Below are 13,484 nucleotides of genomic sequence, written 5' to 3'. Positions count from 1 at the left end.
GGCGCTGTGATCTTCGCTCGAACGAAAACATCGTAGCGTGTGCTTTTACCCAAAATCTGATGCGAGGGTTTGCGTAGCCCTCCCATCGGTTCCGCCCGGAGCGGCCATTTGAGCACCACGCGATTTTCTGCACATTCCAGTGCAACTTGCATCAGCGTTTCTGAGTCAGCATCTATGCCGACAATCTCGCGGATCTGCCGCATCTCTTTTTTTACTAATGCTGAATTTCCTCGAGGCGGATGCATGGGATCGACGAGTACGACTTTGGGCTTCAATGCTGGCAAGAGTTGGCAGGAATCGCCATGCAGCAAGGTTATGCGTGCTACAGTTTCGGAATATTTGCCACCCTCCGCATCCGCCCGGGCAAGTCCTTCGCTGAGCAAGTCGTACATTTGTTTTGACCGCTCAATCATTGTGACCTTTGCACCTAACGAGGCGAGCAGAAAGGCATCACGCCCCAAGCCTGCTGTTGCATCAACAATGTCGGGCGTTACACCGCGGGAAAACCCTACAGCCTTGGGCAACGCTTGATCTCGCCCTTCGCCAGAACGGAATCGGTGACCCACCGCACCACCTACAAAATCAACGACAAGCTTTGATGTTTGCGATTTTTGCGACATGAGTGCTCTCAGAACGGGGACCGAACCGTGAATTGTACATTGCGCCCGTCTGGGTGCTGGAAGGCAATTTCTTCAGCATGTAATAGCAAGCGATCAGCGGCGGCAAGAGCTGCGCCATCGGCATAGAACTCATCGCCAAGGATTACATGTCCTAATGCTTTCATATGAACACGCAATTGGTGCGTTCGTCCGGTTAGCGGAAACAAGTTCATCCGCGTGGTCTTTTCACTACGCTCTAAAACTTGCCAGCGTGTTTGCGCTGGCTTGCCGTTTTGATAGTCCACGCGGTGACGTGGCTTTTTTTCCGGGTTTATCGCCAGCGGAAGATCAATCATACCCTCATCGTTTTCGACGTGTCCCCATACCTCTGCGACGTAGGATTTGCGGGTGGTGCGGGATTCAAACTGTGCCGCAATTGCTGCATGTGCTTTGCGATTGAGCGACATCAACACCAGACCAGATGTGTCCTTATCCAGACGGTTGATCATCAAAGCTTTTGGGAACTGTTCTTGTACGCGCGTGGCGAGGCTGTCTGACAAAGCAGGATGACGCCCTGGAACGGACAAAAGTCCGCTTGGCTTATCAAGCACAAGAATGTCCGCATCACGATGAATGATGGAAACATAGGGCTCCAGAGGCGGATTATAAATCGGAAAATCGACAGACAGCACACTCATAAGGGCCTTCTAGCATGGTTTAACGCGTCCAGAGAAGAGACAAGACATTGTAAACGACAATGCTTTTAAGGTGCAGTCGGATCGAAATAATTCGTTCGTTACGGACAAGTTCTCATAGCGTTAAAGCATAAATGGCTGAGAGAGTATTTTTAACCCACAGAAGAGCTCGCCTCGCTCCGCGTATCTAATTCTTGGCTCAAATAAATAGGGTGTCATGAAATTTTGTAGCGCTGCCAAGAATTCGACAGCGCTACTGATATCAGAGTGCGTTTCGATCTGATTGGATCAGATCGGCGCTCTAATCATTGGTTTTAGCGCGCATCATTTCCGAAAGCCGTTTCATACCTTTCAGGATGCGCTTTCATTATTATTTGAGTTGATCTTGAACTTTGCTGATCGCTGTAATAGCGCAGGCTTCATCGAATTGTCCGCCTGGAGCCCCACCTACACCGATTGCACCAATGGTTACATCGCCAACCTTAACTGGCACGCCACCGGCCAGAACGAGGAAACCATCGATAGATGCCAATTCAGCGGCTGCCGGGTTTTTCGTGATGTTTTCAGCCATGGCACTTGTTGGCATACGCGAAGAAGATGATGTGTAAGCTTTTTGGCGGGCGGCTTCCGGTGTGTGCGATCCTGCATTGTCCGCACGTAAAAGAGCACGAAGCACGCCGGCACGATCAACAACTGCTGCAGCAACATTGTAGCCATCAGCCGCACATGCAGCGACTGCTTCGCGAGCGATTGTGTTGGCCAACTCCATTGGCATGTTTTTTTCTTCAAGGATCTGTGCGGATGCGGCAGTCGTCATGAGGGCAGCGGCAGTAGCGGCTAGAAAAATGCGCTTCATAGTCATATCTCCTTTTGAACTATTCATTGAAAGTCTTCACTTTCTGATCACAGTTCTAAAGGTCGATGATCCTGTACGGAATCCGCGACGGCACGGGGCTGGCTAGGTAGTTTTACTGAGAGGCTGCGACGGTAAGGCGAACAAATTCGGCTACAGAGCTGGTTTTGAGTTTCTCAGCAATATTGGCGCGATGTGCATCGATGGTCCGCGCAGAAATATCGAGCGCACCAGCGATGTCTTTGCTGGCGAAGCCTTGGCAAACAAGATCAAACACTTGCCGCTCCCGACTTGTCAGGCGGGCAAGGAGATCGACGGCCTCCTGCTTTTCCATGCGCGTCTGCAATAATTTCTGTGCTGCATGAATCGCATCGAGCAGCACATCTTCGTCAATCGGTTTACCGAGAAAATCGGATATACCTGCCTTGAATGCACGGCGGCATGCGTTCACATCGCCGTGTCCGGTGATCATCACGATTGGCCAATTGATACCTCGTTCGGTCAGTTTTTGCTGTACTTGCAATCCGCTTATCAATGGCATGCGTAAATCGAGCAATAATATTCCGGGGCGTTTCTCGTCGATATGAGCGAGAAAATTGGTGGGATCCGCGAAAGTTTCGACCATCATGCCATAGGTGGAAAGCAACATTGAAAGCCCATCACGCACGGCTTCGTCGTCGTCAACCAGATAGATGCTTGTCCCGGTCACGTGCTGCGTTCCTTACCTTGAATGGGTAATGTGACTATAAAATAAGCGCCGCCATCTTTATGATTACCGGCATCAATATGCCCGCCGACGCGTTCAACCAAAGTCGAGCAAAGGGCTAATCCCAATCCCATGCCGTCTTTTTTCGTCGTGAAAAATGGCTCAAACAGACGCGGTCGCAAATTCGCAGCAATACCCGGCCCATTATCGGAAATCTCGATTTTGATATGATCGCTTTCTCTCAACGTTGAGACTGTGATCTGTCCTTTTGCAATACTTGCCTCTTGCAGGCTGTCGGCGGCATTGCGGATCAAATTATTGAAAACCTGTTCCAGCTCAACCGGATCGGCCATCAGCACCGGCAGGTCTGGTGCGAGCGCCAGATTGATCGCGACACCACGCTGCTCAAGGTCGTTATTGAGAAGTTCTACAGTGTCATGAATGATGCTGTTGATCGCAATAGCAACAGGCTTTGGCGGGCGATTGCTTATATAGTCACGCATACGTTTGAGCATGTCACCGGCACGTCTTGCCTCGCGAACGTTGGCAGCCATTGCTTTTTTCAAAAGAGCGTTGTCGATGCCTGACTGTTCGATAAGACGTTCAGCAGCGCGGCTCTGGCTCATCAGTGCCGTCAAGGGCTGTGCCAGTTCATGTGCAATTCCGGACGCCAGTTCACCCATTGAATTAACTCTTTCCGCATGTGCCAAGCGCGTTTCACGCGCGAGCGTTATGCTGCGTTGTTCGGCCATATCTGCTGAGCTTCTTAAGCGCCGGACCTCGCGTCTGTGTTGCAAGCTATATCCGAGCAGCAAAAGAACAACGAGACTGACGACTGATACAATGACAAGCAAAATACTATCGATAAGTTCTGCAAGTGAGACAGGCCGCTCCATGATGAGTTGAAGCGGTTGTGACTGGCTGTCGATCATGCGGCTAAACTGCGGTGACGAGAGCCAGTCTGATGTCTGCTGCACTGCTTTTTGTTCCATGATGACTGAACCGTCAAGCAGCAGTTTGAGGCTTGCCCAGTCAGGCAGTTCGTCCATATCCATCAGCCGATTTGGATTAATCTGCATAACGAGCGCCAAAGCGGGATTGGTATCCTTGAGTTTCTTGGCAAGCAGGTATTCCAGCTTTGAAAATGAATTCAAATAGCTTTTGACTTCGCCCGCTCTCTGCACAAAAATGTCTCTACCAAGGGATTGGTAATTCGGCGTTGGTGCATCGGGCGGCGTTGACAAAATCTGCCGGACATCTGTTGTGGCGGAAGGTTCACGCCATGTTATCTCGATTTCCTGAATGGCTTTTATGCGCGGGTAGAAAAGCATGATGCTATCGCTGACTTGTGAGAGTAGCTCTGGCTGCATGCGTTCATCCGCGAGAATGAGCGAGGCCAACGTCGTCATATGTGCATCATGTTGTGCGACGTGTTGCGAAATTGTACGGTGAAGAAGAAAGCCAGCTTCGTTCAGTTCGCTGGCCGCATGTCTTAAAGACGCATGAATTGACAGCGCCAGATAAATTACGATGCATGTAAGCCAGATAGCGAGAACACCAGCCACCCATTTTATTCGGGAGTGCGTGTCCCCTGCCAATCTTACGTCCCCTTACTTGCCTCAATGTTGCCAGTATAGGGCATAAAGCCAGTCGTTCATCAAGTGCTTGCTGCTTTGCGGATATTCGGAAGTTTCATGGTAGAAAGCGCGGCTTTTCAGGAATTTAATAAATTAGCAGCTATGATTATATATAGTTTCAATTGAAACAAGCAGTGGGACTTTTTTATGCCGGAACAGCTTCAAGAAGAAATTGAGCGTTTACGACGAAAATTGGCTGAAAAAGAGCAGATCATCGAAGAACAGGCTCAAACGCTCTCACACTTCAAAAAAATATACGGCCAGTCCTCTATTGTCGCACAAATAGGTATCTGGGAGTGCGCTCTACCATCTGAGGAGCTAACTTGGTCCGACTATATTTATGATATTTTTGAGTTGCCGCGCGGAGTTCCACTTGATCGGGCTCAAACACTGACGTGTTACACTGAGGCCTCCCGGCTTGAGCTTCAGAAGCGGCGTTCAGATGCGATTGCTGCTCGTAGCGGGTTCACATTGGAAGCCGAAATAACAACTTTTGGAGGCAAGAAGCGTTGGATACGTATTACGGCTTCAATTGAATGTCAGGATGATAACCCTGTTCGGATTTTTGGTATGAAACAGGATATTACCGATCAGAAATTGTCATTTGATCGTGTGATGCATCTTGCTGAATATGATCAGATGACCGGATTGGCGAACAAAAGCCAGTTCCTTTTGAAACTATCATCCGCTCTCCAAAGGGAGCAGTCCAGCAACGCATATGGTTGTCTTTTGGTGATTGATTTGGACGGCTTTAAAGCTATCAATGATGAGTACGGCCACATTGCTGGTGATGAATGCCTGAAAAAAATCAGCAATCGACTAAGATCAGTTAATCACCCCGATAACGGTATCTTTAGAATTGGCGGAGATGAGTTTGCCATTATAACCACTGATCATCACGATGTTGAAGCTGCTCAGAACCTTGCACATCTGATTATTGATTGTTTGTGCGAGCCAATTCTTTTTGGCAAGAGCCAACTGAAATTGGGAGCTTCTATCGGTATTGCGACAATTGTTGGCGATTCTATATCGGATGTGTTTGTGAACGCTGATACCGCATTGTATGCAGCTAAAGCTTCTGGAAAAGCCACCTTTCGTTGTTACAATCCGCATATGGCTCGGTGCGCATTGAGAATAGCAGTGTGACCTTGTTTCTCAAACGCTGTTACATTTGCTTGCGCCTGCTGGTTTGATCGATAAAGTTCGATCAAATGGACCGAGAAAATTATGGCATCGAAGACAACACTGAATTCGAAGAACCTTGAAGCCTTGGGTGCTGAGCGACTTGCTGAGCTATTGATTGAGATCAGCACTGGCAATGCCAATCACAAGCGGTTGCTTCGGATGGAACTCGTGGGTAACTCGAGTGGAGTTGAGCTGGCGAGAGAAGTCCGCAAGCGTTTGGGCAGTATCGCTCGCTCTAGAAGCTGGATTAACTGGCAGAAGGTCAAGTCCGTGAAGGCTGACCTGGAGGCGCAACGCAAATCTATTATCGAGAAAATTGCGCCGAATGATCCGCATGATGCCTTTGAGCTGATCTGGCAGTTTCTCTCGCTAGCAGATTCAGTTTTCGAGCGTTCTCACGACGGTAGTGGCGTATTGATTGAGAGCTTCCATACAGCATGCGAAGACGCTGGGCGGATCGCGACTTTGGCAAAACTTCCAGCTGAAAGCGTGGTCGAGAAAATCTTCTCTGTCTTGCAGGACAATGGATATGGCCAATATGATGAGCTTATAGGGGCAATGGCACCATCTCTTCGTGAAGATGGGTTGCGGATGCTTCAGAAGAAATTTGAAGAATGGGCGGAAGAGACCAGACCGAAAGTTTCAAAGAAGAACAAAGATGTGGTTGGCTGGGGTAGCAATGGAGCTGTTTATCGTGATGAGCTTTATAGCAGCGGGAAAGCAATCAAAGTCAAAGTCGTACTTCAGCAAATCGCTGATGCGTTAGGCGACGTTGAACTTTATATTGATCAGCAATCCGGAAAATCACGGGTTTTTGCAACAGTCTCGATTGATATTGCACGGAGGCTTTTTGCGGCCGGTCGAACCGAGGAAGCACTGAATGCACTCGATAAGACCGAATTCGACAGCCGTCGAGAAATCCCTTTAGAGTGGCAGGCTTTGCGGGCGGAGCTTCTCGAAGCCCTTGGGCGCTCGGAAGAGGCGCAACAGTTTCGATGGAAGAGCTTTGAGCAGACGCTCAATCATGAGCTACTGCGCGAATATGTGAAACGGCTTGCTGATTTTGATGACATTGAAGCTGAAGAAAAAGCGTTCGCTTATGCTCAGACATTTCCCGATGCAAACCTGGCGCTGCAATTTCTCCTTCAGTATCCATCACTCTCAGAAGCTTTTAAACTGATAATCAGTCGAGCCCGTGAAATGAACGGTGATCGTTATGAACTGATGTCGGTGGCCGCAGAGAAACTGTCTGCAAAATTTCCTCTGGCGGCATCCATTGTTTTGCGTTCGATGATTGACTTCACCCTTAAGAGTGGCCGGTCGAGCCGCTATAAGCACGCTGCACATCATCTGCTTGAGTGCGGTGCTTTGGCTCGTAATATCCCAGACTACCGCATATTTGCGCCGCACGAAGCTTATCTGGTTGATCTGCGAAAGGTTCACGGCAGAAAGCATGGCTTCTGGTCGCTTGTTGATAGTTAAAGAGTGCGTGTTCATAAAGTTCGAACACTCGAACTCATTGGAGGTTGTCGCATCTATTTTTTGACTTAGTTTGTTTCTGAGAAAATTATAGTTTTTTGCCGGGTTAGAGCACGTTTCTATCTGATATTATCAGATCTGCGCTTCAACCATTTATTTTAACGCGCATCATTTCCGACGACCGTTTTACACTTTTCGGGATGCGCTCTGAATGAGGAAACTGTAATGACGAAAGTGAATGTCGCTGTTCTTGTCGGTAGCCTGAGAAAAGATTCATTCAACCGTAAGGTGGCGGTTGGTTTGAACGCGATAACGCCGGATGATATGGCCCTGACGCTTGTTGAGGTTGGTGATTTGCCACTTTATAATCCAGATCTCGATACGGATACACCACCCGCAGCATGGACGCGGTTTCGTTCAGAGCTGGCAAAAGCCAACGCGGTTTTGTTTGTGACGCCCGAATATAACCGGTCTGTTCCTGCTGCTCTCAAAAACGCGCTGGATGTCGGTTCACGTCCATATGGCGAGAGCGTCTGGAGTGGGAAGCCTGCTGCGATCATCAGCGGTTCACCGGGCAATATTTCGGCCTTCGGCGCTAATCATCACCTGCGTCAATCGCTTGTTTTTCTTGATATGCCAACTCTGCAACAGCCTGAGGCTTATCTTGCACATGTTGACAAGCTGGTGGATGAAAGCGGCAAGCTGGTGCCCGACACTGCCAAGTTCCTTAGCGATTTCCTGAAGGCATTCGATCAGTTTGCTAAGAAGAACCTTTGATGTTTGGATACCCTGATGAAGGTAGCTTGATCGCGCTGCAAATGTGGCCATCTGTTAAAAAATGCGAGGGCTCTATAGGCGCTAAGACAAGGATAGGAAATCTTCTACTCAAATTACAGGTTCAGTTAATGAAAATGGCGGAGAGGGTGGGATTCGAACCCACGGTGGAGTTACCCCCACGCCGCATTTCGAGTGCGGGGTCTTGGATCAGTTAGTTGCCTCCACTCAGGCGTATGACGGGTTAGCTAGCACTATAATTTAGTGATAATGCACCATTAACATCTGCGCACCAGACAACTATTATGTGACGGCACGTGGAATGTGGCTTACACGTGCCGTTGGTGATCTCACTTACGTGCATCAACTAGATTAAATAATCTGCCGCAATCGCGCTGGTATAGAGGGATTCGGCACTGGTCGCGGCCTCAATTGCGAGGCGCACCTTCTCGTCTGTCATGTCAAGAACGCGGTAGCTCCCAGCTCTAGTCTTGTTAACCGCTTCAATCCTACGATAGATAGATAGGTTTTCTGCAGCATACCGCGCCAGTCCTTTCAACTTGGGCAAGGAGTCAGCCAGGTAGTCACCATGCGGATCAATAAGGTCTGCTCCGACACTTCCATCTTCCAGCCGCACAAAGAAGATGAAGTCAGGACGTAATATCCTGGTCTCATTAGCATATTCATATGTAATACCAAGTGAATCCTGGCCGGAGCGAGCAGGGTTTCTATACCAACCGATCGCGTCATCGCGCGTCAGTTCCGCTTTCAAAACGATGGGCTCCCAGCTCGAAGTGAATTCCTGCGGGAAGAGCAGATTTTCATCACAAAGTAGGTGGCGCGTATAGCGATTTAGATCAACATCCTTGCCATTTTCGCGAGCAGTCGTCATCTGCAACCACATATGTGGGCGGATCATTTCGACAGGCATCGGTTCCGCGCTCATTTCTTTTATCTGACCGTATACGTCCTGTCTCTCGTCTTTAAGTTTATAGATCTGATGTTGATACTGAGCTAGCCAAACCTGTGCCAGTTCTTCAGCGTAAGCTTCAAGATCAGTCTTGATCGCCGGAATAAGCCCCAGCGCGGCAATGACCGTGTGTGCATCTATAAGTGCTTCTTCTTCATCCTCGATATCATCCCTATAAGTTGCTATATGCTCAGCATACGTCAGCGCAAGATCAGGACTAATCGCTCGTGCGGCCCGCTTATATGCGTCCTCAATCACGGCATAGTCAGCAATCTCAACGAAATCGTTGAACGTCATCGTTTGCGTCTTGACGTCTGCAAGCACGCTCTTGCCCTCGACAGTTAAGATCGCTGCCTTCGCAACTTCGATTCCCTCCTTATGGATTTCCGCTAACGTGTCGAGATATTCGTGCATCTTTCGGTGCGCGATTTTACCCGCATCCTTTAACAGATCATCCGCCGCCAATTCATGTGCCAGCGCTGTCAACCGCTTGATCGGTCGTGCCTGCTTCTTAGGCAACGTGTTCGATGGCAAAGAGACTAGCTTCTCCCATACCTCCTCCGGAATATCTGGATTAGGCATCATTTCGCGCGGATTGATAAGGATGCGCCGCCCTGGTAATTCGCCTCCACCGTCGCCGCCTGTCATAAGTTCCGTGACAACCGCCTCTACCGTATCCTTGTTGAAATATGGCAGAAGGCAATCTACGGAATTGAGTCGGTCATTACCCGCGATTCTTCGGGCTAGAGGCGTGCGCACCATTCGCCCCAATAGCTGCGTGATATGGGTTTTGTCGGTGGCAGCGCGGAAGGAAACCATTACCTCCGCGCGAGGGCAATCCCAACCTGTGCTGATGGCGTCCTTTGCGATCAGTATGCGAACAGATATATCCTGCTGCACCCGTTGCGGCTCGATATAAGCCACTTCGTGTTTTCCAAATCTCTCAGTCCTATGTTCGCCAAAGACATTCGCGACGCTGTTGGCGGGCAGATTCGGCCAGCGCGCAAAGATTGTATCGAGCCATTCGCCGATCTCATTGTGATCCGGCGAATTCGGCACTTGTAGCACCATTAGTGGCATTACCTTGCTGCCATCGCCTTGATCTTCAGCGTAACCAGCCCAAGCATCAGTTATTTCCCGCAGCTTGTCGGTCCCTCGGCGAAGAAGAACCGTAGCAAAGTCTCCAGTCTCATCGGGAACGTCAAGCGCAATAGTATCCTTTAGCAAGCCTGATGCCTGCACCAACGCAGGACTAACTTCCACATGCGGCATGATCGTGCGATTCTGCATTCCGGCCATCGCGTCATTGAACCGCTGCACGGTCGCCGAGATACCCAATACGATGGGAATGCCGGGCGTGCTACCTGATCCGTTAATAAGCTGCTTGACGATAGTGGGCCTTCCGGTAGCACTGGTGATGCCGCCGTCCTTCATACCACGATGCGCTTCATCCAGCACAAGATAGAGTGTCAGATCAGGATCTTCGATTGTGTTTCGGATAATGTCCCAGATCGTATAGGCACGCATGTCAGGCATAATCTTCTGCCCGTCTGTCGTTTCGATTGCTGGGTCATCCGCATCATGCCCGCGTGTCAGAAGACTTGTTTTAGATAGCTTCTGCGTGTTGAGAAAATAGACTTTGCCTGCCTCTAGCCGTTCCGAGCTGAATGTGTTGCCGACAGTCACAAGGTCGGATACGGTCAGTTTGTCGGATGCTTCATTCAAGCGCCATTTCGACTGTTCGTTCAGAGATGGATCATCGCTGAACCAGATTACGACCGCGCCGGGATCCGGCTCAAATTCGTATTCGTCGTTACCAAAAATCAGCGCCTCGAAGACTGCCCCTGCCATAACGGTCTTACCGGCACCGGTAGTGGCCGATAGTGAGAAGGCATTTTTGTCACTGTCCTCGTGCCAACGTTTACGAGCTTTGCGTAAGTTCTCCAAAACCTTCGCAACGGCATCACTTTGATAATCCTTGAGCGTGAATTTCATGTCTCATCGCCCCATCGAAAAGCGGAAGTTGGTCAAATAAGATTCGTAAAGCCGCACTGCTTCTATTCCGTCTGGCAATTGTTGAGCGACGGCTTGAAAGCGGCGCTCGTCATCGGTGACTATATAAGCCATGCGGATACAGGTGCCCCTTTCGATGATCGCAGCACAGAAGGGCGATGCTTGGTCCAGATCTGTCAATAGCCCATAACTGTCAGCGACGTCCCATCCGGTATCGGGTAAACCCTCAATTCGTCGTCCTCGGCTCCCCGCTCGCATCCAAAGCAGCGGTGCGATCCGCGTGAAAGCGCGGTTATGGCTTACGGCAACCGGGGTTTCGTAGGTTAGCGTAAAAAACTCAGTATTGGCCGCAAAGCCCTGTGCCATTGGAAACTCGTCGGTAAATTTGTAGTCGCCCACGATAGGTTGGCCCTCGGGCGTCGTGCCGGTGATTGCGGCCGCAATGCGCGGCTTAGTAACGAAGTCACAAATGCCCCACTTTTCCCAATTTGGATCTCCAGGTCGCAACTTTTCCTTGCGAAGGCTGACATGTTCATCCGCAGCGACTTCGTTATTTGTGACGGAGATGCATTGACGTTGGCCATCATCTTGTCGATTAAGGCGCATAGTGGCGTGAGCAGTAGTTCCTGATCCGGCAAAAAAATCGAGGATTATTGCATTGGGATTGTCGGCAACCACGAAGCGCAGCGCATCTTCTACTGCATATAGAGACTTAGGGAATGGAAATCGGCGACCTGGGATCAGTGCCGTCAGTAGGTTTGTTCCGCCTGTTTCCGCGTTGTGAGACCTCATATTCCAGACGCGTTTAGGTGAGGTTCCAAGATTGGCACCTTCCGCAACATGTCCTTGCACAGAGCCGTCAGTAGCGTGGCCAGTAATTACTATCTCACCACACTTAATTCGTTTAATTACTCCTGTTTGTAAATACTGTATTGAGCCAGTAAGTTTTTGCGGCTTCCAATTGTTCACCCGCACATAGCCCTCGGCCCAATTCCTTCTCAGAACATCCGGTGTCAGTCCCCAAAGCATCTCGGTTCCATCAGGTTTGATCGGCCACATTGCGAATGTTCCATTGGGAGTCTCGACAGTTTTTCTGTCGATCCCAGGAGGGATTGGGTCACCGATAGAATGAATATGGCCGTCCGAAATGCGGATAAAAATCGGATAAAATTGATTAGGGCGTGCATTTCGAACGCTTGTCGGCTCACGACGTCTCAAAAGTAACCACTCAATAGGAGCAAGTTCGCTGTTCGATCGTCTCTTATCTTCGTCGCCCGCTGATGGCAGCATGTTGCTTGTCCACCACTTAACTTTTGCTTGCCCTATGAAGACAAAGAAAATGTGTTCTTCTACCCTTGAAAATCGGCCCGGACGAACGGCACCCTTGGCGCTAATTACACTGGTTATCATAACAACTTCAGCTTCAGGGAAAACTTGCTCTAATAACAAGCCCAATCTTAAGAATTCTTTTTCGTCAATCGAAACGATAAGACAACTTGCTTCAGAGTTGAGCAGCTCCTTTGCAACTTTTAGACGCCTTTCTATCATTGCCAGCCATTTAGAATGACGGTAGATGTCTTCCGCTTCAACATAGTCGTTGTTGTATTTCCAGTCCCGAGCACCAGTATTATATGGTGGATCTATATAAATAGCATCGATCCGGCCACGATGTGTATAGGTTAGTGCTTCTAGCGCATGAAAATTCTCACTATTGATGACGGTGTGAAACGGCTTGTCGCCACCACGAGTAATTTTGCTTGTGCTGACAAGGCCAGGGTAAATGTAATCCTTGAATTCTGCGACAACGATCAGATCATCCACCGTGACAGTTTGTGCCTCTTCCTCGGCCCCGTTGATCGTCACCAGATCGGCTAGCCGCTTGCTTCCATCGCGCTGAATTGCCTGAACTATCCAAAGCTGCTGATTGCCCTTTTTCATTTCTCCTCGCGGAGGCAGGACGCGCACCTTATCGCCTTTGCGAATTGGACGACCCGGCAAGTCGACACTTTCAGGGCGGTGCCGTTCAAAGTTCAGCCCGAATGAACGGCGGTTCGCTAGCACGCGAAACTCACGTTCTAGTTCCGTCCCGAGATTGGCGTCCTTAGCCTTAGCCTGAGCAATCAAATCGGTAAGTCGCGACACATTCCATTCCTTCTGTCTGACCTGCTGTCGTCCGCGCGACAAGTGATGCTGTGGGCCAAACAAGCCACCTGACGCGCGGTGCAATAGATGATTCGGGCTATGCCAGAGATCGTTGGCAAATTGTCAGATGGGCCGCGGCAATTAAAGCCCCGATTACATGTCAGATGCCAAAGAATGCTTTCGTGAGGATAAATTGGAGAATCTTGCTATTGGGTAATCCGCTTTTGAGAGCCGGACTTTGATCCCTGAACTATGGCTCCGCAAGCTTACCCACCTCGTCCGAGGAGAAGTCATCCGACTTGGACAGTTGTTTCTGATCCAGACCGAACACCCAAGGTCTCAATAGTGCTTATCGCTAAATGGTAATAATTATGGTCGACTCACAGATGGTCACAGGACGGCTTTTCGCATTCTCACATTGCACAACAGCA

Annotated in this window: 10 protein-coding genes and 1 tRNA gene; 3 read left to right on the top strand and 8 right to left on the bottom strand. The window is 49.6% G+C overall.

All coding sequences use genetic code 11. From position 1 onward, the window contains the following. The 5 genes from CEV31_RS04080 to CEV31_RS04060 all read right to left on the bottom strand — a co-directional run. Window positions 1-620, bottom strand: a 620-nt coding sequence (locus CEV31_RS04080) for a class I SAM-dependent methyltransferase (protein WP_094505594.1), incomplete at its 3' end; no start/stop codon positions are given. Between the two features lie 8 nt (window positions 621-628). Next, window positions 629-1,297: a pseudouridine synthase gene (locus tag CEV31_RS04075; protein ID WP_094505593.1), complete on the bottom strand. Its 669-nt coding sequence runs from the start codon at window positions 1,295-1,297 to the stop codon at window positions 629-631. A 367-nt stretch (window positions 1,298-1,664) separates the two neighbouring features. Then, window positions 1,665-2,150 (bottom strand): GlcG/HbpS family heme-binding protein, encoded by a 486-nt coding sequence (locus tag CEV31_RS04070; protein WP_094505592.1) that lies wholly within the window; start codon window positions 2,148-2,150, stop codon window positions 1,665-1,667. Between the two features lie 112 nt (window positions 2,151-2,262). Further along, window positions 2,263-2,856 carry a response regulator transcription factor gene (locus CEV31_RS04065; protein ID WP_094505591.1) on the bottom strand — a complete coding sequence of 198 codons (594 nt, stop codon included), beginning with the start codon at window positions 2,854-2,856 and terminating at the stop codon, window positions 2,263-2,265. Continuing rightward, on the bottom strand, window positions 2,853-4,451 hold the full coding sequence (locus CEV31_RS04060) for a sensor histidine kinase (protein WP_143850899.1): 1,599 nt from the start codon (window positions 4,449-4,451) through the stop codon (window positions 2,853-2,855). Before CEV31_RS04060 ends, CEV31_RS04065 begins: the two co-directional genes overlap by 4 nt. 186 nt (window positions 4,452-4,637) lie before the next feature. Between CEV31_RS04060 and CEV31_RS04055 the strand changes: the two genes are divergently transcribed. The 3 genes from CEV31_RS04055 (at window position 4,638) to CEV31_RS04045 (ending at window position 7,931) form a co-directional block, all read left to right on the top strand. Beyond that, window positions 4,638-5,636 (top strand): GGDEF domain-containing protein, encoded by a 999-nt coding sequence (locus tag CEV31_RS04055; RefSeq protein ID WP_094505589.1) that lies wholly within the window; start codon window positions 4,638-4,640, stop codon window positions 5,634-5,636. An 81-nt stretch (window positions 5,637-5,717) separates the two neighbouring features. Continuing rightward, window positions 5,718-7,157 carry a DUF6880 family protein gene (locus CEV31_RS04050; protein WP_094505588.1) on the top strand — a complete coding sequence of 480 codons (1,440 nt, stop codon included), beginning with the start codon at window positions 5,718-5,720 and terminating at the stop codon, window positions 7,155-7,157. A 222-nt stretch (window positions 7,158-7,379) separates the two neighbouring features. Continuing rightward, window positions 7,380-7,931 carry an NADPH-dependent FMN reductase gene (locus CEV31_RS04045; protein WP_094505587.1) on the top strand — a complete coding sequence of 184 codons (552 nt, stop codon included), beginning with the start codon at window positions 7,380-7,382 and terminating at the stop codon, window positions 7,929-7,931. 135 nt (window positions 7,932-8,066) lie between these two features. Here CEV31_RS04045 and CEV31_RS04040 read toward each other — a convergent pair. The 3 genes from CEV31_RS04040 to CEV31_RS04030 all read right to left on the bottom strand — a co-directional run bounded on the left by CEV31_RS04040 (window position 8,067) and on the right by CEV31_RS04030 (window position 13,053). Further along, window positions 8,067-8,154: transfer RNA gene (locus CEV31_RS04040), tRNA-Ser, on the bottom strand. Window positions 8,155-8,295: 141 nt separating this feature from the next. Beyond that, window positions 8,296-10,893, bottom strand: coding sequence for a DEAD/DEAH box helicase (locus tag CEV31_RS04035; RefSeq protein ID WP_094505586.1), 2,598 nt, complete (start codon window positions 10,891-10,893; stop codon window positions 8,296-8,298). Window positions 10,894-10,896: 3 nt separating this feature from the next. After that, window positions 10,897-13,053, bottom strand: a complete 2,157-nt coding sequence (locus tag CEV31_RS04030) for a site-specific DNA-methyltransferase (RefSeq protein WP_094505628.1) — start codon at window positions 13,051-13,053, stop codon at window positions 10,897-10,899. Between the last annotated feature and the right edge of the window lie 431 nt (window positions 13,054-13,484).

Source organism: Brucella thiophenivorans (assembly GCF_002252445.1).
Lineage (GTDB): Bacteria > Pseudomonadota > Alphaproteobacteria > Rhizobiales > Rhizobiaceae > Brucella > Brucella thiophenivorans.
This window is presented reverse-complemented; position numbering and strand designations above follow the sequence as displayed.